At 48.7% G+C, this 24,445-nt stretch carries 20 protein-coding genes and 1 tRNA gene; 17 read left to right on the forward strand and 4 right to left on the reverse strand.

Going from position 1 to position 24,445, the window contains the following annotated elements; all coding sequences use genetic code 11:
- The first annotated feature begins 32 nt into the window (after window positions 1–32).
- From SPIRS_RS04380 to SPIRS_RS04400, 5 genes are all read left to right on the forward strand, one after another.
- The gene (locus SPIRS_RS04380; protein WP_013253465.1) at window positions 33–935 is read left to right on the forward strand and encodes a metallophosphoesterase; all 903 of its coding nucleotides are present in this window, start codon (window positions 33–35) and stop codon (window positions 933–935) included.
- On the forward strand, window positions 928–1,863 hold the full coding sequence (locus SPIRS_RS04385) for a hypothetical protein (RefSeq protein ID WP_013253466.1): 936 nt from the start codon (window positions 928–930) through the stop codon (window positions 1,861–1,863). Before SPIRS_RS04380 ends, SPIRS_RS04385 begins: the two co-directional genes overlap by 8 nt.
- Complete coding sequence (locus SPIRS_RS04390) at window positions 1,864–3,414, forward strand: serine/threonine protein kinase (protein ID WP_013253467.1); 1,551 nt, start codon at window positions 1,864–1,866, stop codon at window positions 3,412–3,414.
- A 218-nt stretch (window positions 3,415–3,632) separates the two neighbouring features.
- Window positions 3,633–6,113, forward strand: coding sequence for a LuxR C-terminal-related transcriptional regulator (locus SPIRS_RS04395; RefSeq protein WP_013253468.1), 2,481 nt, complete (start codon window positions 3,633–3,635; stop codon window positions 6,111–6,113).
- 173 nt (window positions 6,114–6,286) lie between these two features.
- On the forward strand, window positions 6,287–7,003 hold the full coding sequence (locus SPIRS_RS04400; protein WP_013253469.1) for a hypothetical protein: 717 nt from the start codon (window positions 6,287–6,289) through the stop codon (window positions 7,001–7,003).
- Window positions 7,004–7,311: 308 nt separating this feature from the next.
- Here the strand turns inward: SPIRS_RS04400 and SPIRS_RS04405 are convergent.
- Window positions 7,312–7,383, reverse strand: a tRNA-Cys gene (locus tag SPIRS_RS04405).
- A gap of 45 nt (window positions 7,384–7,428) precedes the next feature.
- On the opposite strand from SPIRS_RS04405, the gene SPIRS_RS04410 reads away from it, so the two are divergent.
- A complete protein-coding gene (locus tag SPIRS_RS04410; protein WP_245537698.1) occupies window positions 7,429–8,784 on the forward strand; it encodes a B12-binding domain-containing radical SAM protein in 1,356 nt (451 codons plus the stop codon).
- Between the two features lie 5 nt (window positions 8,785–8,789).
- Here SPIRS_RS04410 and SPIRS_RS04415 read toward each other — a convergent pair whose 3' ends face one another.
- Window positions 8,790–9,893, reverse strand: a complete 1,104-nt coding sequence (locus SPIRS_RS04415) for an NAD(P)H-dependent glycerol-3-phosphate dehydrogenase (protein ID WP_013253471.1) — start codon at window positions 9,891–9,893, stop codon at window positions 8,790–8,792.
- Window positions 9,894–9,980: 87 nt separating this feature from the next.
- On the opposite strand from SPIRS_RS04415, the gene SPIRS_RS04420 reads away from it, so the two are divergent.
- Window positions 9,981–11,504: a trypsin-like peptidase domain-containing protein gene (locus SPIRS_RS04420; protein ID WP_013253472.1), complete on the forward strand. Its 1,524-nt coding sequence runs from the start codon at window positions 9,981–9,983 to the stop codon at window positions 11,502–11,504.
- Between the two features lie 10 nt (window positions 11,505–11,514).
- Here the strand turns inward: SPIRS_RS04420 and SPIRS_RS04425 are convergent, their stop codons facing one another.
- On the reverse strand, window positions 11,515–12,111 hold the full coding sequence (locus tag SPIRS_RS04425) for a DUF6657 family protein (protein ID WP_013253473.1): 597 nt from the start codon (window positions 12,109–12,111) through the stop codon (window positions 11,515–11,517).
- A gap of 139 nt (window positions 12,112–12,250) precedes the next feature.
- On the opposite strand from SPIRS_RS04425, the gene SPIRS_RS04430 reads away from it, so the two are divergent.
- Genes SPIRS_RS04430 through SPIRS_RS04445 form a run of 4 tightly spaced genes read left to right on the forward strand, consistent with a single transcriptional unit; the run spans window position 12,251 to window position 15,471 of the window.
- Window positions 12,251–12,784 carry a phosphoribosyltransferase gene (locus SPIRS_RS04430; RefSeq protein ID WP_013253474.1) on the forward strand — a complete coding sequence of 178 codons (534 nt, stop codon included), beginning with the start codon at window positions 12,251–12,253 and terminating at the stop codon, window positions 12,782–12,784.
- A complete protein-coding gene (locus tag SPIRS_RS04435) occupies window positions 12,781–13,704 on the forward strand; it encodes a 1-phosphofructokinase family hexose kinase (RefSeq protein WP_013253475.1) in 924 nt (307 codons plus the stop codon). The genes SPIRS_RS04430 and SPIRS_RS04435 overlap by 4 nt, the downstream gene beginning before the upstream one ends.
- Window positions 13,704–14,303: a molybdenum cofactor guanylyltransferase gene (mobA, locus tag SPIRS_RS04440; protein WP_013253476.1), complete on the forward strand. Its 600-nt coding sequence runs from the start codon at window positions 13,704–13,706 to the stop codon at window positions 14,301–14,303. Before SPIRS_RS04435 ends, mobA begins: the two co-directional genes overlap by 1 nt.
- The gene (locus SPIRS_RS04445; RefSeq protein WP_013253477.1) at window positions 14,296–15,471 is read left to right on the forward strand and encodes an alanyl-tRNA editing protein; all 1,176 of its coding nucleotides are present in this window, start codon (window positions 14,296–14,298) and stop codon (window positions 15,469–15,471) included. The genes mobA and SPIRS_RS04445 overlap by 8 nt, the downstream gene beginning before the upstream one ends.
- Here the strand turns inward: SPIRS_RS04445 and SPIRS_RS04450 are convergent.
- On the reverse strand, window positions 15,468–17,045 hold the full coding sequence (locus SPIRS_RS04450; protein ID WP_013253478.1) for a methyl-accepting chemotaxis protein: 1,578 nt from the start codon (window positions 17,043–17,045) through the stop codon (window positions 15,468–15,470). The genes SPIRS_RS04445 and SPIRS_RS04450 overlap by 4 nt on opposite strands.
- A gap of 154 nt (window positions 17,046–17,199) precedes the next feature.
- On the opposite strand from SPIRS_RS04450, the gene SPIRS_RS04455 reads away from it, so the two are divergent.
- The 6 genes from SPIRS_RS04455 (at window position 17,200) to SPIRS_RS04480 (ending at window position 24,330) form a co-directional block, all read left to right on the forward strand.
- On the forward strand, window positions 17,200–17,481 hold the full coding sequence (locus SPIRS_RS04455; RefSeq protein WP_013253479.1) for a PQ-loop domain-containing transporter: 282 nt from the start codon (window positions 17,200–17,202) through the stop codon (window positions 17,479–17,481).
- A gap of 28 nt (window positions 17,482–17,509) precedes the next feature.
- A complete protein-coding gene (locus SPIRS_RS04460) occupies window positions 17,510–19,075 on the forward strand; it encodes a sensor histidine kinase (protein WP_013253480.1) in 1,566 nt (521 codons plus the stop codon).
- A gap of 21 nt (window positions 19,076–19,096) precedes the next feature.
- Window positions 19,097–20,587, forward strand: coding sequence for a threonine synthase (gene thrC / locus SPIRS_RS04465; protein ID WP_013253481.1), 1,491 nt, complete (start codon window positions 19,097–19,099; stop codon window positions 20,585–20,587).
- A complete protein-coding gene (locus SPIRS_RS04470; protein ID WP_013253482.1) occupies window positions 20,584–21,795 on the forward strand; it encodes a cofactor-independent phosphoglycerate mutase in 1,212 nt (403 codons plus the stop codon). Before thrC ends, SPIRS_RS04470 begins: the two co-directional genes overlap by 4 nt.
- Before the next feature lie 182 nt (window positions 21,796–21,977).
- Complete coding sequence (locus SPIRS_RS04475; RefSeq protein ID WP_013253483.1) at window positions 21,978–22,982, forward strand: SDR family oxidoreductase; 1,005 nt, start codon at window positions 21,978–21,980, stop codon at window positions 22,980–22,982.
- 31 nt (window positions 22,983–23,013) lie between these two features.
- Entirely contained in the window at window positions 23,014–24,330 is a 1,317-nt protein-coding gene (locus SPIRS_RS04480) for a helix-turn-helix domain-containing protein (protein WP_013253484.1), read from the forward strand.
- Window positions 24,331–24,445 lie beyond the last annotated feature (115 nt).

The raw sequence follows: 24,445 nt of genomic DNA on the forward strand, positions 1-24,445 counted from the left end.
TTACCTTTATTTTTCTAAGCGAGGTAACGGCCATGAAGATAACGCCGGAACATATACGGAAAGTAATTAAGATTCTCGGCAATAATAAGAATCGTCCAAAGGATCGGGAGGGGCGACCTGGAGGATTAATAGATATCTCAAAAGATAAACGTGAGGTCATTGTTATCGGTGATCTCCATGGTGCTTACGATAATCTTGTAAAAATTGTCGCACATGATGGAAACGATAAAGCCCTTGAAGCAGGAAAATCGCTTGTGGTTTTTATCGGCGATGGTGTGCATAACGATCAAACGGGACATATGCTTGAAATGGAAAGTTCTCTTCTTGTACTTGAGGAGATGTTTCGTTTGATTTTGACGTATGGAGAAAATATTCTTTATATCAGGGGCAATCACGATACGTTCGACGAACGTCTGGCGAAAAGTGGGATTCAACAGGGTAAGATTTTTCGTGAGTTTTTACTGGAGCACCGTGGAGAAGAATATGTCGAGAGTGTTAGCGACTTTTTTGAAAGTCTTCCACTCTTTATTATCGGTAATGGATTTGTCATTACCCATGCGGGCCCTGTCAGAGGGGGCTGCGGGAGAGATGAATTGATCAACGCGTATAGTGATCAAGAAATATGTCATCAACTGATGTGGAACCGCCTTCATGAATTTCGCGGAACTCCAAGTTTGAAAGAATACGACGAACGTGACATCAGAAAAATGCTGAAGGCATTGAATCTGCCCGAGGATCTCCCCTTTATTGTTGGTCATAATCCCATGTGGAATACCGGAAATTTGACGGGAATTTGGAGGGATATTATTGGCATAAAAAATCATATTATTATCTATACAAATCTCCAGACCAGAGCTCCTTATCTTAAAATACATGAAGGCGAGATTACCGATGTGTTTGCCATAGAAAAAGAGCGGGAGAGATTCTATGTCTGATTATATGCAGCAAAAGCGGCTCTATACTGTCAAGGATAGCGAATTCAGAAAAGGCCTTTATCTTGATTGTAGTATTGGCGAACTCATTGACAAGATGAATAACCTTCAACTATTTGATATTGGTGATAATACCGATGTTCCCTTTACTGCAAGTATGCGAAGTTATATCGGAGCAAAAGACGAGGATGGTAATTCATGGTTGCTGAAAGAAATTCCCGAAGAGGAGGCGTATGACCACAAGCTTCAGGAGATTGCCTACTATATTGATTTTCTTTTAAACACTATTGCAGCACCCAATATCCTGAAGAACATCAATGGTACATATTATCGTGTTACTAAGAATGTAAAAAATGCAATGCAAATTTCTAGTTATAATTATTTAGAGAAACCGTTTATGAGAATTTTAGCGAATGATCTCATAAATAGATGGCTTTTTTTTGACGAGGACAGAAATCCCAATAATTATCTTGTCTTCCATGATCTCGATTCTTCTCCGTGTGTTGTTGTGATTGACTACAACAAAGCAGATCTAAAGAGCACCCAAATGAAAATAACAGGTAACAAAGATAAATTTGGATGGCACCGTACCGAAAAGACACGATTCCTCACGCTATTGAAGACAGAGAATTTTGAAAAACTCTCGATAGAAACATTCGAGGACCGATTATCCGCCATGATGTCGATCCCTTTAGAGCTGCTGGAATCTGTTACAAAGGAAAGCATGCGTGATCCTATTATCAAAAATGTTTCGGTTCAGGAAACTGCAACGTTGGTTTCGACGAACATATCGAAGAGACGAACCTATATAAATAACTATTTCAGGAAATGGTTCAAGAAAAAGGATGCAACCGTTGAAAAGGCGGAGAATGATCGTTATTCAGGATTTGGAGAATCGTTTCTGAACTACTATAAGGGAAAGAATTCGTAAATGGACCTTGAAGGGGTTACCATTAATAATTGTTACCTTATTCGTTCGAAAATATCTGATGATGGACTTGTCGAGTTTTGGAATGCTCATGCCGTATATTCTGCAAATACCTTTACGATCTGTTTTATACGTCGCAAGAGATCAGAATTCCCTGCTAGGGTACTGGAAGATCTTCGGACGCTTTTCTTTCGTCTTTATGAGGTGAAGGATAGGAATATTGAGACGTTGATTGAGCTTGGCTTTTACGATGAATATCCTTTTATTTCGATTCTACGTAATAGTGGCATTCCATTGACCGATAAACTCAATTCCGGTTGGAAACTGCCTTTTAAAGATGCGCTTCCTCTTTTTTCCGATATCGTCGATAGCTTGTACTACTTGGAGACCACGGGGCTTCATCATGGATTTGTATCGTTTGAAACTATTTCTATTGATCCTGTATCGGTCTTACATACACAGCTTAACGATAGCTATGTACAAGGGTTGTTGCCTTTCTACGATGAAAACAATATTCCTGATTGGATTCAAAAGCGTTCGCTTTTCCTTTATAACTATCGTAACAAACTATCGAATATAGATCTCCATCGTGATATATACTCATTGGGCATGACCCTTTATTCCCTGTTATTTGGGATAAGTGCATTTCAAGTACGGGATGGCTACTATTTCCCGAGCAAAGATGTGATCAAGCATAGTTCTTTATCTGGGAATGCCCGAAAAATTATAGAACGAATGCTTTTTTCTCCCAAAAAATTTTCTTCAATAAAAGAGTTGCGGGAAATGATTTCCAGTCTCTTTTACGAAAGGAATGCATTGGAATTGTTAGAAAAATCAAAGTATCAAAAAAAACAGCTATCAATCAATAAAAAAGGATATGCCCGAGCTATCCGGGGACAAAACAATACCATTAGCTTATGGAAACTATGGGATACCGTTGCCGGATTTTTTCGGAATCTCTTTGTCAGATCCCATAGTCCCCGAGAAAAATCAGTGGACTCTCAGGATACGGCAGAACTACTGGAAATAGATGAAAATGTCGAAAAAGATGGTGAAAACGTTTCATGGCAAATAAATCGGACCTTTGATGATTATTTCCTCGGGTACAGAAAATTGTCGAAGTCCAATTATAGTATGCCAATACAAAATAGTGAGGGCAGCGAAAAAAAAGACGGAATGGAAGAAGAGGCATATACGGAACCCATACGAGGCCCTATTTATCATACTGATACTACTAAAACGAGCGAAAACCGCACCAACAAAGATGAAACGGATAGTTCTCTTTCAACCTCTCGGAAGCAGGATAGGATTAAGAATTTGCGGGTAACGGCCAAGCCTTTTAAGCTTGTTGCACCCATCACCGGGACAAAAAAAATCCCGTTTCCCGGCCCTCATGCCCAGACGATTGATTATTCCGTATCAGAGGTTCTACAAGCCGATTTTGAGAAAGATAAACAAATTTCGGATGAGCATGAAAACTCACCGCAGATGACTCGTCATGGATGTTGGTACCGGTTTTTGCATTGGATACGATCATTAGCTGATAGATCTTAGTCCTCAAAACAAATCTTTCTGTCGTGGGATAGATCCAAAGTTTAGGGTAGCAGCATATTTCATTGATGTTTCGAATTAAAGCAGATATTATATGTCTCTGTAGTATTTCTTTGCGAATCTGACAGCGTAGGGTCAGGTGGCCGGTCCGAAGGAAAGCAGATAGGAGACCTGTTGGGATCTTGTTCGACACAAGGAGGTTTTTCCTAAAGAACCAGCCCATGAAACAAGAAGATAGCGTTTACAGCCAGGTATACTATTTTCCCGACCGGCTTCGAAAAAGGTTGGAAGAGATTCGCTTTTCGTCTGCTACAGTGGTTGAAGCACCATCAGGTTACGGCAAGACAAGTGCTATTCAGAATTTTTTGAAGACTGAGTTACCTCAGGGAACACCTGTCTATTGGTTTACTGCCACGGAAGAATCGCCTACGATTGGCTACCGCCGCTTGTGTCAGGAAATCTATAAGATTGACAATTCTGTTGGGGGACGTTTACTGGAACTTGGACTTCCAACCGCCGTTACCATAGGCGAAGCTTGCGATGATCTTCGTTCCATCGAGTGCAAGTCAGAAAGCTATTTGATTATCGATAGCTTTCAATATTTCCAGAATATACTTTCTCCCTCCTTTCTCTCTGCTCTCATCGAACACGGCGGCACCTGCCTGCACGTCATTATCGTGACGCACATGTTAAAGAAGGATATTCGTTCCGCCATTGCAGGACGCGGATTCTTGCATCTCACGGTTTCCGATCTACGGCTTGATGCCGGTGATATCCGTCGTTATTACGCGCTTGCCGACGTAAAGATTACGCCGGAAGATGCGCAAAAGGTTGTGTGTTATACCGAAGGCTGGATTCTTGCTGTCTATTTGCAGCTCCAGGCATTCCGCGAAAAGGGGACCTTTTCAGAAGCATCCGGAATTGTGATGCTTATGGAATATGTGGTATGGGATAGCTTGACTCCAATGCAGCAAGCTTTGTTGCTGCGTCTGTCTCCATTTGAATCATTTACCATGAAACAAATAGGTGCCCTGACCGGCTGTGATATAGTACCAAACTATGCCTTGGAAATACTGGAATGCCCATTCGTTCGCTATGATCAGACCAAGCGTCGTTATCAACTTCATTCCCTTCTTTCCGAACTACTGATCCTGAAGCGTGAAGAACATGGTGCTGACTTTGAACGTGAATGTCTGCTGCAGGCAGGCGATGTATGCAGGAACGATGGGCAGATTCTGGAGGCAGTAGGATTTTATTGGGAGATCAAGGAGTATGAACGTCTTTTGTCGCTTGATTTTTCGGAGGTGATGTTCAAGCAGATCAGGGGAACACCCTTTACCGATTTGGCACTGGAGGTCGTGGAGCATTGTCCGGCTAAGATCAAACAGGGCTTTCTCCCTTCCATGCTACGTATTGCCTGGACACTATTGGCGACGGGAGAAGAAAAGACTGCCGGGCATCTGATAGAAGAACTACAAATTCTGAACTCATGGGACTTTGCCGAGTCCGATTATTTCCTGGGTGAATGGCTCCTTTTAACTTCTTTCATGCATCATCCCGATGTAAAGCAGATGACTGCGATCTTACGGCAAGTTGACCTGCTTTTCAAAGGTCGATGTTCGAAGGTCGTATTTCCCTCTGCACCGTGGCGGTTCGGCGACTATTCGTTATTGTCTGCTTTCCACACTACGCCGGGGGAAGCCGACCGGGTAGCAGATGAGCTGGATGCGTATATACCTCTGCTTTCAAAAGTAACGAACGGTTATGGCAGTGGAGCAAATGTATTGTATCGTGCGGAGCTTGCCTATCAGAGAGGCAATATCGACGAAGCAAAGATCTTTGCTCACAAGGCTCTTTTTCTGGCACAAAGCCGGCAGCAAAGTATCGTGGAGATAGGTGCAACAATGTTACTGGCCGAAGTTGCTCTGCATCAAGCCGATGTAGCGGCATGGCAGCGTACCATTAACTCCATGGACCATGTCGTCTCTTATGCTGCAAAGAATAGTTTTATCGTACGACCCGTGCTGGATATTGTTCGCGGTATCTTACTTTGTGAGCTGAAACATCAACAAGATATGGCTGAATGGCTGCAACGTGGTGAATTTACACAGGATTTGCAGCACTCTTCTATCTTCGACAATGCCCTGTTTGTACACTTGAATTACCTCATGCACCAAGGGGAGTTCGAGCGGCTATTAGGCATCGTGCAAGCTATAAAGACAAAGGTATCCGCAAGGTATCCCTTTGCCGACTTTCTTTTATTCATCATTGAGGCTGTGGGGCATGTCGGTATGGGCAACTACTCCAAGGCTTCCCTGTTGGTGGAAGAGGCTGCGGCACTGGCTTTGCCCGACAGAATTCTCTTCCCGTTGGCTTCCTACTCTTGGATGCTCAATGACTTGCCCGATCTGCTTTTTCGGAAAAAGTATCCGATCTTTCTTGATCAATATCGTGCCATCAAAGAACGTTTTGCCGCGGGATGGAACAACCTTTTCCACAATTTGACCTCGGAGGATTTACCATCCGACTTGACTGCCCGAGAATACGAGGTCGCCAAGCTGGCGGCGGCAGGACTCCGCAACGGCGAAATCGCGACCAAACTGTCAGTAACGGAAAATACCGTGCGATTTCATTTGCGTGCAATCTTTCAAAAGCTGGATATTGACCGCAGGGCAAAGCTGGCAGAAAAGCTGAAATCATAAAATCATCTAAAACCGTCCATTCGGACGGGGCACAATGCAGTTGTCTACTCTACTATATCCATGGGCCGGCTCTCTGTCCCTGTTTCATGTTGAGCTGTGAAAGTGGTCTGTAAAGAACCGGCAGTCTGGCCTGTGTTGTGAAATTCCAGGACTTACTAACATTGGAGGAGAAGATGACACTAGAAAAAAGACCAATAATCCCTATGCTATTAATAGTTTGGATTTTATCTTTTTTATCGATTAGTTGTGATCTTGTCGGTAACGGTGACGATTCGTCTGCAACAACACAACATGCTGTTTCTTATCCGACTCAAACTGTAGACACAGCATATAATAGTACCACGGTAGTGACATTTACGGATTTAACAACGTTTGCTAATTATGCTGCCGAGAGATTTGGCGCCCCTGGTGAAAACCTTGCCAACTGGCCCGAAGCTGTGGGATTCTCCGTAACATATTTAATGATGGGACACCCCGTTACGGTAACTGCACATACATATCAATTAGTCAATAATGTAGTATTTTTTGAGTATTGCAATTGGTATGAGCCGAATAATACCCTGGGCATTACGCTCAGCAATATTAATGAAACCTCTGTGTCAAACTCCATTTCCACAAGCGTTGGAATCAGTATAGGATATGCAAATTCCGCAATAAGCGCTTCAATCTCGCAAGAGACTACTAAAACCGTCACAACAGCAAAGGGCATAGAGGTTTCTACATCCTATGATTTGACCCAGTATGATCAAAGCAAACTCTACAAAGTTGTCCTTACGGGTAGTTACTCATGTGTTGCGTATACTTTTGCAACAGCCCGTTATTCCGGAAATACAGATGGAATCAGTGTCGACCAAGGCTCGTTGACCGTTAAACTGGTTTATAAACCATAGGACGATAGAACAGGATAAGCAGAGCAATACAGAAATGATTGTCTGGTAACTGTTGGCTACTATCGATTCACCCAATACACGGTGATGTTGTGCATTGGGTGAATTGCGCTTATCAGATTCAATGCCGCTTCTTTCGAAGCAAACTATATTGGTTTAATCCACCGTGCCTAAATACACCGAAGTACTTGGATAAGCACCGCTTTTTTGATAACCTAGTATAACTTGTTCTAAAGAAAAGGATTGCTATAAAAAACGGAGTGTGAAAATCACACTCCGTTTTGTCGTATCATTTATTGTAATGAAATGTCAGGCGCCGAGCGGATTCGAACCGCTGCATAAAGGTTTTGCAGACCTCTCCCTTACCACTTGGGTACGGCGCCGTGTGGAAGCTAAGATAACAAATAAAGGTGATTATGTCCAGTGGCATGAACTTTTTCGAATCTGACCATCCGGTGGCGCTTTTCTTGTCTCCTCCGATTTATGATTTTGCGTTGTATGACCTTTTTCTGCGACCCTATGGCCTTTTACGGGTTGCCTCGTGGTTTCAAGCCTCCGGTTACCATATCAGGGTGGTCGATGCGCTGGATCCCGATCTACCGCTTGGAGGCGGCAGAAGGCGGCCGAAGCGTAAGGCAAACGGGACAGGTAAGTTCTTTCGTTCATCGGTTTCTTTGCCAGAGGGAATGGCCCCGATCCCAAGGCGCTACAGCCGCTACGGGGTTCCTCCTGCCATGCTCCGATCGCTTCTGCTTGACGGACCTTCACCCGATGTTGTATTCATCGCCAGCGGCATGACCTACTGGTATCAGGGGATCGCGGAAGTCGCGGCTCTCTGTCGTTCCTTGTGGCAGGATATACCGATTGTCGTGGGTGGAGTCTATGCCTCCCTTCTTCCCGACCATTGTAACGCTCTACCCGGTGTCGATCTTGCGATCGTGGGTTCTCCCGACACCGGCAGTGGGGCAGAGAGGCTTGCCCGCTTACTCCGGGAGCGGGCCTTGCCCGTTCCCGAAGGCGCCGTGCCCCTGTTTCCATTAATGCACCGGGCGATCATGCGCAACGGTGCCGCTCCCATCAGACTAAATCGGGGCTGCCCCTATCGCTGTGACTATTGCGCTTCACATCGTCTTGAACCTTCCTGGCGTGGTGGGGATGTCGAGCTGCTTTTTTCCTATGTACGGGAGTTGTGCGAACGCTACGGGGTGAGGAATTTCGCCTTCTACGACGATGCGCTTCTTGTGGATAAAGAACGCCTTTTTCTCCCTTTTCTCGATATGGTTCTTCGCAAACTTCCAGGGCTCTCTTTCTGGACGCCAAATGCAATGCATCTCCGTTTTCTCGATCTCGAAACGGCAATTCTCATGCGGAGGGCGGGATTCCGGGAGGCCCGTTTCGGCTACGAGTCGGAATCGGAGGCGTTTCACCTTGAACATGACGGTAAATTCCGGCCCTCGGAGGCCGCCCGTTCCTTTCAGGCCCTTCACCAAGCCGGTTTTAAGCGTTCCGATGTCTTGCTTTATGTTCTCGGTGCTCTCCCGGGGCAAAGCAAAGCGGAACTTTTTTCAGCGATAAAAGGAGGAAGGGACAGCGGCTTCGGCGTCCAGGTTGCCGAATTCAGCCCCGTTCCCGGAAGCCTGCTGTGGAACACCTGCGTCGAACAAAGCCGCTACCCCATAGATCGTGAGCCCCTCTATCAGAATAACAGCTTCATGCCTATGGAGTGGGAGGGGCTGCGCCGAGAAGATCTGGAGGAAGCAAAGCGATTTGCCCGTATGGGCTGACGATGTTACTCGTTTCCCTCACTCGGCAAGGCGAAAGAGGGGCCGGTAAGCCCGCGCATGAGGGTCGTCAGGGCCTCGAGGGGCTCATGTTCCCTGTTCAGTATTCGGTATACCATGTCGCAGATGGGAAGTTTCAGCTTCTTGTCTTCAACAATGGCATGGACATACTTACTGGCGACCGCCCCTTCCGGCAGATAACCGATCTTATGGATGTTTCGTATCAGATCCTCGAGGTCTGAAAACTGTCTGGTGATCCCCGCTTTGATGATTTCACTGCCGAAACGGCGGTTCCTTCCGTAGCGGCTGCGGCAGGTCACGTCGAGGTCTCCAACCCCGGCTATGCTGGTAAAGGTTTCAGGATGGGTCGCACCCAGGGCCTGGCCGATTATCTGTATCTCATTTAATCCGGCAGCCAGCAAGAGGCTTTCGGTATTGTCGCCGAAGAGATCTGAAAGCTCCTTGAGCGCATCAAGCATGCCGAAGGCGATCGCGATGACGTTCTTGACGGCGGCACAGGTTTGTACACCGGTGGTATCGAGACTGGAGAAGAGCATCAGGTTTGTTGAGGCAAAGAGCTGCCTGAACCGTATGGCATTTCGTCCGTTTGCCGATGCACTTATCAGGCCCGTCAACTTTCCCCTGGCCACCTCTTCGGCATGGCTGGGGCCGGATAGATAGACCAGAGAGCCTTTATAGAAGCCGGGAAGATAATCCTCCAGCGCTTTGGTAATGAGGGTAGGGCCGAAACCAATATCGATAAAGCCCTTTGTCAGAACGCCGATGACCGTTTTCCCTTCCATGATTTCCGGAATGGTGATGAGTTTCTTTGCTATATCGACAATATAGAGAGAAGGGGTTGCAAGAATGAGATAATCTTTATTTCCAGCTGCTTCGTTGAGATCGGTGGTGGCAGTGATCGTATCCGGTAGTGTCACACCAAGTAGAAAACGACTATTTTTCCGTTCCGTGTTGATTTCTTTCACAACCGATTCCATGGGCTCCCATATAGTGACCTGATGGCCTTTTTCCGCCAGGACCTTTGCGACGGCGGTTCCCCATGCACCGGCATTAATAATCCCAATATGGTTTAGTTGTTGTTCGTTGCTCATGCCCCCTGTTATACCCCGACTCGGGGATGTTGAAAAGGGTGTGAATTGTGATACTATTAGGCAAGACCGTTTTTGCGAGGGGTTGTTGTGCAACTAGTTCCGTTCCGATTCATCGGCCGATTTCATACTACGCTTTTGTTTTTTTCTTTGGTGCTTTCCTTCCTCCTGCCCGCTTCCCAGGCTGTTGCTTTGGAGAAGGAACGTTCCTATCGACTTTTGACTCCGGGAAGGGTGTCGAGCGAGACTCTCGATGTTTCCGATGATGCTCCAGGCTATCTAACCTATCGCTTTACCGTGCCCGAGGGGGTTTTCGGGGTGGAGGTACAGCTTTTCGATTCCGCTGCTGATCTTGATCTCTTTGTGCAGTACGGAAGTGAAATACGCAGTTACGATCAGGTCGATTTCTACAGCATGAGCGACAACTACAATGAGACCATTTTCTTTAGCAGATTAACCGATCCCACCCTCAAAAGCGGCGTCTACTACCTTGATGTTGCATATCAGCGCAATAGTAAACCGAGGATCGACGGAGAGCGTTCCGATAAAATTCCCTTTTCTCTTTCACTTCGTTTCATTGACGGCAAGGCCATATCGGCTCTTTCCGCCGGTACCCCAAGGGAGGCGACGCTTCAGCCCGAAGAGGGGATGAGCCGCCGCTTCTTTATCGACGTTCCAAAGGATGCCGGAGCGCTTCGTCTTGATATTACCGATGCGGAGGCGGATATTGATCTCCTTGTTTCCCGGGACAATCCCGTTGCCAATAGGGAAGAGGCGGATTATGTGAAGGAGAGTTTTCTCGGCAGAGAGAGTCTGGTCATTACCGGAAAATCGGATCCGCCCCTTGAGCCGGGGCGTTACTATATCACGGCCTTCGATCAGGTCTCTTCCGATCACCCCGAGCGTTTTACCATCCTATCAACCTTCGATCGTTCGGTACCGGAGCAGTTGAAGGAGATAGATCCTCTGCCTCTTCCTTCCGATGAGTCTGAGATTGTTTTACTCTCTACCGTCGAGGTCATAGGGACGGCCGGGAAGGGGAGCGGCTGTCTTGTCAGTAAGGATGGTCTGATCCTTACCAACTGGCATGTGGTGGAAAACTACGATGGAAAGGTATCACCTTCGATCTATATTGCCGTAAACCTCGACAATAGCATCCCGCCGAAAGAACTCTTTCAGGCTGAGCTTGTCGAATCCGATCCCGATGCCGATCTTGCTTTGCTGCGGGTCGATAAGGGGTTGAACGGCGAACTTCTCCCCTCGGGGTATGGTTTTCCTTATATCACCATTGGTGATTCCGCTTCGCTAAGAATCGGCCAACCCCTCTCGTTTTTCGGTTATCCCGGTATCGGAGGGACCGGCTCTCGGGCTTCCATTTCGGTTACCCGAGGCATTGTGAGTGGTTTTGAAGCGGTGGGTGATCGTCTCTTCATAAAGACCGACGCCGAAATCAACAGCGGCAATTCGGGCGGGGCTGCCGTCGACGTCTATTATCAATTGATCGGCATCCCTACGGTAATCATAGGGGAAGAAGGGGGGCAGATCGCCTATGTTACGCCTGTTTCTGCCGTACCCGAGGCGTGGCTAAAGACGATCAACCTTCACAACCTTTGATATAGTGTAATTATAGTTTCAGCAGTTCCCTGATTTCGCCTTTGGCCTGATCAAGTGCCTGTTGATACTGTTCTTCGAGGCGGCCAATGTTGCGATTCAGAAGTTGCATGAAATCCGGATCCTGCTCGGGCTGCAGTGCCACCTTTTGGCCGTATTGACGGCTGAGGGCTTCCTGCTTCGCATCCAGCTGGGGCTGGTATTGTCTTTTTAGGTGATCGAGGATTTGTTCACGATTTTGCAGATATTGTTGGAAAAACTGAGTAAGCTGGTCCAATGTGTTTGTAGCCTGCTTTTTCTCGCCGGTGACGACGGCAATCCCCTCTTCTATCCGCTTCAGTAGTTCTTCATCGACCTCTTCCCTCGGCAGGGTGATATTTGATAGCAACACCTCGATGGTCGATGTTTTGACCGGACCTCGATCTTCTTTTTTTGTTTCCTTGAGCGCCTTTGCCAATTCATCGCTTGTCGTTTCGGGATCAAACAAGAATTTTGAAGCAAGACGGCGCCCCTGCTCTTCAAGCTCCTTACGTTTGATAGCTGCTTTGTCACCTACGATGTCGGCGGTGTTTTCGAGAGCAAGTTCCAGAGCCGATTTTATCTGTGCCATACGCTTTTCTCCTCTTAATGATGGTAATGTAACGCCTGTCGCCCCCCTTCGGCAAGTGATTACTCAAGGCTCGGACTCTTGCATCAAGGGGGGCGAAACCGATAGGATGACACTCATCCTCTTACCAAGGAGTAAGGCAATGGCCGCAGCCGAAAAATACTATCTTACCTACAATACCATTCATAAAGCTGTAAAGCATATAGCATCCCAAATCATGGAATCAGGTTTCGATCCCGATATCATTGTTGCAATCGGAACCGGTGGGTTTATTCCCGCAAGGATGCTGCGAACCTTCATCGACAGGCCGATTTTGACCGTCGGACTTTCCTATTACGACGAATTCAATAAGCCCAAGGAGTTTCCCCGCAAGATTCAGTGGATCGATGAGGTAGAAAGTAAACTGAAAGGGAAGAAGGTACTGCTCGTGGATGAGGTCGACGATACCCGGGTAACCCTCGAATACTGCCTCAAGGAGCTCCTGCAGCAAAAGCCGAGTGAGATGGCGGTTGCCGTTCTTCACAATAAGCAAAAAAAGAAAATCGGTACGATACCTCAGGCCGTAAAGCGTTACTATTGTGGTAAGACTCTGGATGATGTTTGGATCTGCTATCCCTGGGACGCGGAAGATATTGATGAGCAGGAGCACCTTGCAGCTGCAGCCGTGGGTCGATGAAACCAATTCTCGTTGTTTGCCTGAACCCAACCCTTCAACGTACCCTGTTGTTTTCTTCCTGGAGTCCGGGAGAGGTCAATCGGGCCCGTTCGAGTTGCCTGGATGCCTCTGGTAAGGGGATAAATGTCGCTCGAATTATCAATCAATATGAAGGTTCCGATGCCTTTTCACTACACCTGACCCATTGTCGCGGCGAAGAAGGTGAGCTTTTTGAAAAACTCTGCCGACAAGAGGATATTGAGATCGAAACGGTAGAGGGCGGCGGGGTTCGTACCTGTACGACCATTGTCGATGAATCGAAAGGCAGCGCCACCGAGTTCATTGAGCCATCGACTCCCGTCGATGCTTCCACCGTTGTTGCTTTACAAAAGCGATTTTCCGAATTGCTTGTTTCCAGTTCTCTTTTGGTTCTCTCCGGGTCGGTTGCTTCGGGTTACCCTGATGATCTTTTTGCAGGTTTCTGCCGTCAGGCTGCCGAACATGGAATTCCGGTGGTTGCCGATTTTCGTGGCAGTATGCTTCTGAAGGCATTGCCTTTTCATCCTTCGGTGATAAAAATTAATTTGAGTGAGTTTGCCGCTACCTTTCATCTCGGCAGTAGGCCGATCGGTGAGCAGGAGGACGATCGTGAGCTTGTAAACGCCGCCTGGCCCATCATGGAGCGGCTTGAAAAGAACGGTTCTCCGGTGGTCATTTCCAGAGGCGCTCGCGAGACGCTCTTTCTGAAAGACGGAAAGCGAACCATGGTTCCAGCCCGCCGTGTTGAAGCTCTTAATACCATTGGTTGCGGAGATGCTTTTACCGCGGGGCTTGCCCTCTCTCTTCTTGCAGGGGAATCCCTTGCTTCCGGTGTGGCCCTCGGTCATGAACTGGCATCGAGAAATGCCGAGCTACTGCGACCTGGTTCTATCCTTCCGTAATGTGTTTTTCGGGTCTGAGTGCCGCTGTATTGGCGGGAGGCCGGAGCAGACGTTTCGGGCGCAACAAATGTGAGGTGATGTTTGGGGAAAAGAGCCTTCTTGAATGGGCCCTCTCGTATGCCCGTCGATATTCCGACCGCCTGTTTTTGGTGACCAAGGCGCAAATGCTGCAGGACTATGGCGTTACGGTGCTGCATGATCGGTGCAAAAACGTTACGCCCATGAGCGGCATCATCACCGTGACCCCCTTTGTGGATTCCTGGCTTCTTCTCCTTTCCTGTGATACCATCCTTGCCTCTCCCTCAATGCTTGATCTCCTGTTCGAACGTAGGCAGGCCGGCAAGGCGGTGTTTTTCCGGATCGAAGGCAGGCTTCAGCCCTTTCCTGCACTCTACCCCCGCGGGCTTTTATCCCGATGGGAAGAGGCCTTTGTGCGTTCAGATTATCGTCTCTCTTCGGTTGTTAGCGATATGCCGAGGGTGGAGATTGATGAAGAGGCACTTTCCGATGCGGGCTTTAATTCTCCCTTACTTTGGAATATCAACACCCCGGCGTCTTTGTCCGAGGCGAAGATTATGCTACTATCTTCCCATGACTGAGAAACTTTACTATCAAAACCAATATCAAAGTGAATTTAAGGCAGCAGTGCTTTCCTCCTCAAAAACCGACAAAGGATATGAGGTCCTTCTTGATAAAACCCAATTCTACCCCGAGGGCGGCGGGCAGCCCTCGGATACCGGCTGGATCGGAGAGCAGCCTCTGCTTGATGTGAAGAAGGTGGGAAGTGATGTCGTTCACCTTCTTCAGAATCGTCCTGCCGAGGGACCGGTTCTGTGTCGGCTCGATTGGAACCACCGTTTTGACTATATGCAGCAACACACCGCCCAGCATATTCTATCGGCGGTTCTCTATCGCGAATTCGGTATAAACACCCTTGCCGTGCACCTTGGCGAAGATTTTCTTACCATCGAAGTCGATCGGGAAGAGATCGATGAAGGGGTTCTCGAAAAGGTGGACTTTTTGGCACAGGAACTCGTGTGCCGAAATCTTCCCATAGAGACCTTCTGGACCGATGATGAAAAGGTGGCCTCTTTTGATCTCCGCAGAACCCCAAAGGTTTCCGGTCACATCAGGATCGTCAGGCTTGGTAACTACGATGCCGTTGCCTGCGGCGGTGTCCATTGCAGTAAGACCGGTGAGGTCCTTCTGATACGGCGCTGCGGCGTCGAGCGAATCCGCGGCCATATGAGAATCCAATGGAAGGCCGGTGGCCGTGCATTTCGTGATTATGGGGAAAAAATGGAGCTGGTCACTCGTCTGTGTGAGCTCAATTCGGTAAAGAGTGATGAGCTGGAAGAACGGAGCAGGCAGCTTATTGCCGAACAGCAACGTTTAAAGGTTACTATCGAATCGCTTCGCCGCGAACAAGCCGCCGCAGAGGCCAGAAATTTGTCCGAGCAGGCGGCAAAGGCTTCTTTTCTTTCACGCACTTTTGTCGGGCAGGAAAAAGATTTTCTCAGGAATGTTGCCGATGCTCTTACCGGAGAAAAGCCCCTGCTCGTTGCATTAACAAACAAGACGGAGAACGGTGTGCAGTGGCTCGTTGCCGCTCTCGGAGGGCTCGACTTTCCTTTTAACGAATTACGAAAAGAGCTGCTTTCTGCCATTGACGGTAAAGGAGGGGGGAAGGCCCCGATGTGGCAGGGTATCGGTTCAAACCCTGAGGGAATCGAGGCCTTTTACGAGCGTTGCCGAAAGGCTCTTTAACCGATTGCCTCTGTTACGGCTGCGGTGGTGACCAACTCAGGCACCACCCCGTGCTCTTCCCAGTAGAGCCCCTTGAGATCGAAGGGAAGCAGTGCCTGCTGAATGGCGCTGCTTAGCAGTCTGAGCCCGTCGGCCATGTGATGAGAAATGGGGCTTTTCGAAAAGAGAAAGCAGGTAAAGATCGCTCCCGAAGGAAGAATCCCTCCATATCCAAGCTCACTTGCAATACCATAGGGCTTGATGAAATCATCCTGGGCAGGGATGAAGCGGGAGCCGACGGTCTCTTCTACAAGCATATAGCCGTCGGTTAAAGATGCGGCACTGAGATCGTCGTTTATTACAGGCGATATGATTCTCTGATAATTAACCTTCATGTTCCTGAACATCTCGGCCAGCATGGGCATAATCTCCAATTCTTGCTGTGATCTGGGAAGGGGAATTGCCTTGTGATGTACCGATCTGGCCCTCTCGTTCCATGCCTCTTCGCTGCCCTTTGTCGCCATTAGGCAAAGATAGCGGCCGGAAGCGCTTTGTTTGTTTTTGGTCGCTTGGGCCGCCGTCGAATCGAGCTTTTCTTCAGGAAGGGAGACAAACAAGCGGGCCAGGGCGAGGGTATGATTACCCTGCTCATCCAGAAAATGGTTGTAGATGGTATCGATAATCCACTTCGCCATCTCTTCCATATTTGTGGTCTCTTCCGGCCGTGTGATCAGTTTTGTGAAGATTGAAGTAACGGTCTTGTTAAAATCGAATTCATTTTGGAGTGAGAGAAAAAATTTATTTGCATTTTCCTGCAGCCGTTCGACTGCTTGTTGCATCTGGCTTATTGCCGCTGAGAATTGATGGGAAATGGCCGAAAGCTCTTCCGCGCCGGAGGCAATCTGCCCCATTTCGTTGTTTATGTTCTGGATCGATGCGGCAGCCTCTGCAATGGTGGCCCCGTTGCTTTTTATTCGGTCGACGATCTCTTTATTACCGGAAGTAAGGCTTTCTATCACCTCTCCGATATGATTGACCGAATCTTCCTGTTGGGAAATAATCTCTCCCGCCTTCGTGGATAGATTACTAATCTCCTGAGCCACAACCTTAAAAGGTGCTCCGACCACCGTGCCCGCTCGTGCCGCCTCGATCGACCCGTTGATGCTCAATAGGTGAAGCTGTTCGGCTATATCGTGGTTATCGGCTATCATGGCCTTTAAAAGTAAGGATAATTCTCCGAGGTTTTCGATGGAAAGGGAAAATTCTTCCATCGCCTCGACCCCCGACTGACTATTTTTATCGATACTCGTCTGCCCTGCGGCAATACTATCCAAATGTCCTTTTTGAGCGGTGACCGCCGAGAGCAGCGTATCCGCTGCATCGGCAACCTCTCCCACCCCCGAAACCATCTTATCGAGGATTTCAGATACCTGCTCAAGGTCCTGCATCATACCCGTTTTGTAGGACGAAAGAGAGGATTCGACCAGGTTCTGGCTGGAATCGATCAACTCCAGCATGAGCCTCCGCTCAAATTTCCACCCCTCTCGTTCGAAGTCGCATGATTGTTCTTCCCGTGTCTTTTTCCCCATATTCATAAATAAAAATATAACCTTTTTCCCTCGAAGAGGAAAGCGAGTTAAGAGGAGTATCGAGATCTCTCGTTGCCATATTCGTCTTCTACGCGTGTCCTACGCCTCTCTTGACCGCCTCCCCGGGAGCCGATAGGATGCTCTGGAGGGTTTTACTTGAATGAGTCCTTTTGAAATTATCATGCTACTCTGTTTTGGTGCCGCCTGGCCCGTTTCAATACAAAAAAGTTGGCGTTCGAAAAGTACCGGAGGGAAAAGCATCGGCTTTCTCTTTGTCATCCTGACCGGCTATGTGGCGGGAATAATTCATAAGCTTTTTTACAATTATGATTCGGTAATTTTTCTTTATGCACTTAATTTTTGTCTGGTAACTGTTGATGCCATGCTCTACTTTCGTAACCGCCGGATAGAAAAAGCTTGTACCCAACTGGTACAGGAATAAAAATCCAAGCTCTCAAGGGGAGTGGTTTATGGCTGTCGAACCCGTTCTTCCTGTTCCCGGTGAAGATGAATGGGAGGATTGCTTCGATGAAGCGGAGAAGTTTTTAGAAGAAGATCCTTCCTCTTCCAATGTGGTGATGGATAAGCAACTGCTGAAAAAGCTTCTCGTTCAATTACACTCGTTACGGGATGTGGAGTTGCTTTGGCGCAATGCCCTGGAGAGTGCGGGAGACGGTGTCTGGGATTGGCATATACCATCCGGTCGAGTCTTTTTTTCTCCTTCCTGGAAACTGATGATCGGTTATCGTGATGATGAAATTTCCAATCGTTATGAAGAATGGCACTCCCGGGTCCATCCCGACGATATTGCTCAGGCCGAAAAGGATCTCTGGGATCAGATAGAAGGGCGAACTCCTTCCTATCGAAATCAGCACCGCCTGCGAAAAAAAGACGGGAGCTGGTGCTGGATTCTCGACCGCGGTAAGGTTGTTGAGCGTGATCGGGAAGGAAAGCCCCTGCGAATGGTTGGTACCCATACCGATATCACCGCCCAAGTTCTGCTTCGGCAGGAGCTGGAGCGGCATCGGCGATTTTTCACTCGAGCCCAGGAGATGGGGGAAATCGGCCACTGGAAAATTGACTTGAAGTCGAGATTGGCCGACGGATCGGAAGAGACGCGTAAGATTTACGGAGTGGCGGAAGGTTTTTTGACCCTGGAAGAGGTTCAATCAGCCCCCTTGCCCGAGTATCGGGCGCTCCTTGATAAGGCTCTGAAAGAACTCGTGGAGGATGGTGTGCCCTACGATGTGGAATTTCGTCTCCGCTCCGGCAGCGGAGAGATCCTCGATGTCCATTCGAAGGCGGAATATGACCGCGAGCGTAATATGCTTTTCGGGATCATTCAGAATATCACCGATAGAAAGAGTGCCGAACGCCAAATTCGAGAGTTGTTGTCGGAGAAAGAGCTTTTACTTCGTGAGGTTCATCATAGGGTGAAGAACAATATGAGCCTCATCGTTTCACTTATTTCTCTGCAGAGTTCCGAATTGCACAATAGCGAAGCGGTCGAGGCTCTTCAGGAGCTCAAGGGAAGGGTGAGCGGCATGCAGCTGCTCTATGACAGGCTTTATCGGACCGATCGTTATGATCGCTCCGCTCTCCATGACTATCTTGGAGAGCTCCTTTTCGAGATCAGGCGTAATCTTCTTCCTCCCGGGGATCTGAGAATCGAGGTCGATATCGAAAACATCTATCTGAATATTCCCAAGATTTTCCCCATAGGAATTGTGGTAAACGAATTGGTGACCAATGCAATCAAGCATGCCTACCCTGAGGAGCAAAAGGGCGTTATCATGATTCGTGTGAAGCGCCTGAATCCTGATCAGGGGCTGCGGATTATCGTTCAAGATGATGGTTTGGGCATACGCGAAGGAATCAGCGCTCAGCGGGGTGGGGGATTCGGACTGGAAATGGTACGGTTGATGGTTCGGCAGTTGTCGGGCGATATTGCTCTGGAACGGCTTAGCCCCACAGGGACTGCTTGGCACCTCACCTTTCAGCAGCTTACGCCCTCTCTCCCGCTTGAACAGGGATAATCCTTCCTCTATCATGCAGATATGGCAGAGATTACCTATCACAGCACAAGGGACGCCGCACGTGAGGCAATTCCCTTTTCACAGGCCGTTGTACGGGGTATTGCTCCCGACGGCGGCCTCTATGTTCCCTCCTCTTTCCCAGGCCTCGATATCACCGACCCGCAGCTTGCTGCTCTTGATTACGAGGGACTTGCGGAGAAGGTCCTTTCCCTTCTGATTACCGATTTCTCGAAAGAGGAGCTCTCCTCCTGTGTCCATCGGGCCTATGGCTCGGGCTTTCGTCACCCTGGGGTGGCACCGATACATAGCTGTGGGAATGTTCACTTTATCGAGCTCTACCATGGGCCGACCCTGGCCTTTAAGGATATGGCCCTCTCTATTCTCCCCCATGTTCTCACAACCGCCGCCGGAAAGCTTGGGATTGATGACACCATCGTGATCCTTACCGCCACCAGCGGTGATACGGGAAAGGCTGCCCTTGAGGGCTTTGCCGATGTTCCGGGAACGCAAATCGTGGTATTTTATCCCACCGATGGAGTCAGTGAGGTCCAGAAGCGTCAAATGACGACCCAGGAAGGGGCCAATACCCATGTTGTTGGGATTACCGGTAATTTTGATGATGCCCAGAACGGCGTCAAGGCGATTTTTGCCGATGGCAAGATACGGGAACGGATCGCCCGAAGGGGCTACCGCTTTTCCTCTGCCAATTCCATTAATCCGGGGAGACTTCTTCCTCAGATTGTGTACTATATCAACGGCTATCTTGAACTTGTACGACGAAATACAATTCTGCCGGGGGAAAAAGTACATGTTGTCGTGCCGACCGGTAATTTCGGCAATATCCTTGCAGCCTGGTACGCCCGTCACATGGGGCTGCCGGTGGGGCGCTTTATCTGTGCTTCAAACAGTAATAACGTTCTTACCGATTTTATGCGGACCGGGCGCTATAGCCTGGATCGGAGATTTTCTCCCACCATCAGTCCCTCCATGGATATTCTCATCTCCAGCAATCTCGAACGATTTCTTTACGAGCTGGCCGACCGGGACCCTGCAAAGGTTGTCTCCCTTATGAGCGACCTAAAAAATGACGGTGTCTATGAGATCGATCGGACAATGATGAAAAACATGGCCGATTTTTATGGGGGCTTTGCCGACGATACGGCAACCGTATCGGCAATCGAAGAGCTATATCGTACATATGGTTATGTGGTGGATACCCACACCGCCGTCGGATATCGAGTCTACCAGGATTTTCTGCGGGAAACCGGGGACGACCGGCCGGTACTCCTTGCCTCGACGGCAAGTCCCTTTAAGTTCAGCAGGAGTGTTGCCGAGGCGGTTGGTGTCCCTGTGGAGGGAAAGAGCGATTTTGAATTGATTGACCTCCTTGCGGAGCGGTGCTGTCTTGATATTCCTGCTCCGATCAGAGGAATCGCGGATCGTTCTATTCGTCATCCTGAAACCTGCAAAAAAGATGAAATGGCAAGGGTCGTAGAGGAGCTTTTATCATGAAATTTCTTACCGTTCTGGCCGACGGCATGGCCGACTATCCCCTTGATGAATTGGGAGGGAAGACCCCCCTGGAGGCGGCTTCTCTGCCTGTTGTCAACGAGCTTGCGTCCCGGGGAGAGGTCGGATTGGTAAAGACCATTCCCGACGGCATGGCTCCCGGCTCCGATGTTGCCAACCTCTCGGTGATGGGCTACGAGCCTGAGCGTTACCATACCGGTCGTTCCCCCCTGGAGGCGGCGAGCATGGGCGTGGCTCTTTCCGATAGCGATGTGACCTTTCGCTGTAATCTTGTGACACTGAGGGGGAAGGGCGACTACGAAGAGATGACCATGGAGGATCACTCTTCCGGTGAGATCACCAGCGAAGAGGCTCGTGAATTGATCGAAGCGGTAGGCTGTGAGCTCGGCGGCGGGGGATTGGAGTTTTTCCCGGGGGTAAGCTACCGCCACCTTTTGGTTTGGCGGGACGGTCCCTTCGATTTTTCCTTTACCCCTCCTCACGACATTCTTGAACGGAAAATCGTCGATTACCTTCCTTCGGGGCCCTATGGAGAGCGTTTTCTCAAGCTGATGAAGGCCTCCAAGGCTATCCTGGAAAACCACCCGGTAAACCAGCGAAGGAAGGTGCGGGGACTGAATCCCGCAAACTCCATCTGGATATGGGGAGAGGGAAAGAAGCCCGTACTCCCCCCCTTTCGCGAGCGCTTCGGCATCGGCGGATCGGTTGTTTCCGCGGTGGACCTTATCCGCGGAATCGGAATTCTGGCCGGCCTTCGCTCTATTGAAGTTGAAGGGGTGACCGGTACCATACATACCAATTTCAAAGGTAAGGCCGATGCTGCGATTCGTGCCTTCGGGGCGGGGGATGAGTTTGTCTATGTTCACCTTGAGGCCCCGGATGAGTGTGGTCATCAGGGTGATGTCCCGGGAAAAGTGCGCTCCATGGAGCTGATTGACGAGAAGATCATTGCCCCCATCTATGCGGCCCTGAAGGCATCCGGGGAGCCCTATCGAATTCTCGTCCTCCCCGACCATCCGACTCCCATATCGTTACGTACCCATGTTGCCGATCCTGTGCCCTATGTACTCTTCGACAGCGAGCAGGAGCTTTTCAATCCCGAACACCGTTTTTCCGAGGCGTCGGGGAAGGAGACGGGAATTTTCTTTGATCATGGACCGAAGCTGATGCGGCGTTTCACCGCACGATAGGGATGGCTTAGTGTTCGGAATCCTGGTGGTGTGCGAGCCACTTTGCCGGTAAACTACTTGCTTTTATGCCAGTGCCTGCTTTTTCCATAGTTTTGCTTTTCAATTGGCCGCGGGAAATGGAATTATGTTCCTTCAACCACCAGGATTCGGAACAGTAGATAAAGATTACTGGAGGATATGTCATGAACATTTTATTTATCGGAGGAACGGGGAATCTTTCCCTCGACTGTTCCCTTCGGGCGATCTCCCAGGGCCACCGTCTCTACCATCTAAATCGAGGCCACAGTCCCCTTTCTATTCCGGGTGTTCAAACCATCGTCGGGGATATGAATGATGAGGCTGCGATCGCCTCAAAACTTGCGGGAATGCACTTCGATGCGGTGGTTGAGTTTATCGCCTTTAGCCCCGATCAGGTGGAGCGGGATATTCGCCTGTTTACTGGTAAGACGAAGCAGTATCTCTTTATTTCCACCGCCTCCGCTTATCGTAAGCCTCCGGTCCATCATGTGATGACCGAGGCGACCCCTTTGGAGAATCCCTATTGGGACTATTCTGCAAAAAAGATTGCCTGTGAGCGGATTCTTGAGAGGGCGTACCGAGCCTCCGGCTTTCCCGTTACCATTGTCAGACCTTCCCATACCTACAGCAGTCGATGGATTCCCACGGCGTGGAGCTCTTCCGATTTTACCGTTGCCGCCAGAATGCTGGCGGGAAAAGAGGTCATTGTTCATGGCGACGGACAGTCCCTTTGGACCCTCACTCATACCAAAGATTTCGCCGTTGGCTTGGTTGGGCTTCTCGGTAATCCTGCGGCCATTGGTGAGGCCTTTCAGATTACCGGGGATCAGGCTCTTACCTGGGAGGCCATCCACATGGCCGTCGCCGCAGCCCTTGGTGTTGAGGCGAGGATCGTCCATGTACCCTCGGACTTTATCGCTGCGGTCGATCCCGAGATGGGAGCCCATTTCCTCGGCGACAAGGCCTGCTCGGCCCTTTTCGACTGTTCCAAGCTCAAACGTCTTGTGCCCGAGTTTCGAACAACCATCCCCTTTCATCAAGGCGTTCGAGAATCGGTAGCATGGTATCTTGCCGATCCGGCCCGCCAACGTGTAAATGAGCAGATCGATGAGGTAATTGAAAGGGTCCTTAGTGCCTGGCACCGGGGAATGCAGGCAGCGCTTTCCTGATGCAATGTGATAACCATCAAAGGAGCTTTGAGTGCGTTTTCAGGTTGGACTTATAGCCCCTCTTTGGTCATCGGAAAGGATCCTTGAGATAGCCAAAGAGTTTTCTGATGACCTGGAGCTTGTTCCTTTTGTCTTTGAACGGCTGGAGGAAATTGCAGATATTCTCGATGAACATATGGAAGCCTTTCCTTTCTGGCTTCTTTCCGGCCCCTTGCCTTTTGCAGTTGCTAAGCATCATGTAGGCCCTGTTGAAAATCTTGTATATTGCCGAGTGACGGAAACCGGACTTTTGATGGAACTCTTGAAGATGGCATTTGAATGTCATTCATTTCTGGAAAAGTTATCGATTGATTTTATTGATGATGCTGCTGATATTGAAGAGGTGCTGAATGAATTGGGCCTCCCGCGACATGATGTTAAGGTGAAGCGCTATAAGATTCCTGTAGTCGAAGAAGAGATCCTCAAATTTCATCAAGATTTGTGGGAAAGCAAAGCGATACAGTACGTAATAACAACAATCCCTTTTGTATACAAATATCTCAAGCAGAAAGGTGTTCCTGTATACGGGGTGCACTCATCACGGCTTGAAATTCGCCTGTCGCTTGAACTTCTTATAGAAAAAATCCGCGGTTCCTATTTCCGTAATACGCAGTCGAGTTTGGTAATGTTTGAGATAGAAGATTTTGATGCGCTTATTGAGAAGGCCCAAACTCCTTATAAACTTCAGCTTTTAGAATTGAAAATTCGCAATATGCTGCTTATGTACAGTGAGGGAATTGGCGGGTATCTTGTTTATAAGGAAAACGGCCATTATGAAATTTTTGCTTCAAGAGGGCGTATTGAACAAAAAATCAGTGAACTTCAGGATGTAAAAACTTCAATCGCCCTTGACTTGGACAGTACCATTACTATCGGTATTGGATATGGTGAAACTGTTTTTGCTGCCCAGATTAATGCATATAAGGCCTTAAAGCATTCCCGGCAGGGGAGACACATTGTTGTTGTAGAAGATGGGCGTGAAATCATCGAATATGATAATGAGGCTGGAACGTTGCAGTATGGTACCTCATCCGATGATGAGGTACTGAATCGTCGTCTGCGTGAAGCAAAGGTCAGTATCAGGACATATAGAAAAATACAAGCTTATTCCCGTAACTTAAGTCCTGCTGGTTTTTCTGCGGCTGAAATAGCGCAGCAGATGGGAGTAACCAATCGTAATGTTCGTCGCATATTGGCCGGTCTTTTCCGTGTTGGCCTCGTTAAGGCTATAGGTGAAGAGAGTATTGGGGCCAGTGGTCGTCCTGGACGGATTTATCAATTTGTAGCGATCGATCAATCTCTTTCATAGTATCTTCAGGTAGAAAAATGTGGACAGGATGGATAGTGTATGGTATAAATTACGGTATAATTAAGGAATAGTTCCTTAATTATACCGATGATAATGCGCATATGCGAGAAAGGAA

The organism is Sediminispirochaeta smaragdinae DSM 11293 (genome assembly GCF_000143985.1).
Taxonomy (GTDB): domain Bacteria; phylum Spirochaetota; class Spirochaetia; order DSM-16054; family Sediminispirochaetaceae; genus Sediminispirochaeta; species Sediminispirochaeta smaragdinae.

What these genes read in the sequence shown, in the direction of transcription:
- thrC (WP_013253481.1), top strand. Translation starts at nt 19,097, where the DNA reads ATGGCAGAGATTACCTATCACAGCACAAGGGACGCCGCACGTGAGGCA.
- SPIRS_RS04475 (WP_013253483.1), top strand. Translation starts at nt 21,978, where the DNA reads ATGAACATTTTATTTATCGGAGGAACGGGGAATCTTTCCCTCGACTGT.
- mobA (WP_013253476.1), top strand. Translation starts at nt 13,704, where the DNA reads ATGTGTTTTTCGGGTCTGAGTGCCGCTGTATTGGCGGGAGGCCGGAGC.
- SPIRS_RS04460 (WP_013253480.1), top strand. Translation starts at nt 17,510, where the DNA reads ATGGCTGTCGAACCCGTTCTTCCTGTTCCCGGTGAAGATGAATGGGAG.
- SPIRS_RS04380 (WP_013253465.1), top strand. Translation starts at nt 33, where the DNA reads ATGAAGATAACGCCGGAACATATACGGAAAGTAATTAAGATTCTCGGC.
- SPIRS_RS04395 (WP_013253468.1), top strand. Translation starts at nt 3,633, where the DNA reads ATGAAACAAGAAGATAGCGTTTACAGCCAGGTATACTATTTTCCCGAC.
- SPIRS_RS04435 (WP_013253475.1), top strand. Translation starts at nt 12,781, where the DNA reads ATGAAACCAATTCTCGTTGTTTGCCTGAACCCAACCCTTCAACGTACC.
- SPIRS_RS04425 (WP_013253473.1), bottom strand. Translation starts at nt 12,111, where the DNA reads ATGGCACAGATAAAATCGGCTCTGGAACTTGCTCTCGAAAACACCGCC.
- SPIRS_RS04470 (WP_013253482.1), top strand. Translation starts at nt 20,584, where the DNA reads ATGAAATTTCTTACCGTTCTGGCCGACGGCATGGCCGACTATCCCCTT.
- SPIRS_RS04415 (WP_013253471.1), bottom strand. Translation starts at nt 9,893, where the DNA reads ATGAGCAACGAACAACAACTAAACCATATTGGGATTATTAATGCCGGT.
- SPIRS_RS04390 (WP_013253467.1), top strand. Translation starts at nt 1,864, where the DNA reads ATGGACCTTGAAGGGGTTACCATTAATAATTGTTACCTTATTCGTTCG.
- SPIRS_RS04400 (WP_013253469.1), top strand. Translation starts at nt 6,287, where the DNA reads ATGACACTAGAAAAAAGACCAATAATCCCTATGCTATTAATAGTTTGG.
- SPIRS_RS04455 (WP_013253479.1), top strand. Translation starts at nt 17,200, where the DNA reads ATGAGTCCTTTTGAAATTATCATGCTACTCTGTTTTGGTGCCGCCTGG.
- SPIRS_RS04385 (WP_013253466.1), top strand. Translation starts at nt 928, where the DNA reads ATGTCTGATTATATGCAGCAAAAGCGGCTCTATACTGTCAAGGATAGC.
- SPIRS_RS04445 (WP_013253477.1), top strand. Translation starts at nt 14,296, where the DNA reads ATGACTGAGAAACTTTACTATCAAAACCAATATCAAAGTGAATTTAAG.
- SPIRS_RS04430 (WP_013253474.1), top strand. Translation starts at nt 12,251, where the DNA reads ATGGCCGCAGCCGAAAAATACTATCTTACCTACAATACCATTCATAAA.
- SPIRS_RS04450 (WP_013253478.1), bottom strand. Translation starts at nt 17,045, where the DNA reads ATGAATATGGGGAAAAAGACACGGGAAGAACAATCATGCGACTTCGAA.
- SPIRS_RS04410 (WP_245537698.1), top strand. Translation starts at nt 7,429, where the DNA reads ATGAACTTTTTCGAATCTGACCATCCGGTGGCGCTTTTCTTGTCTCCT.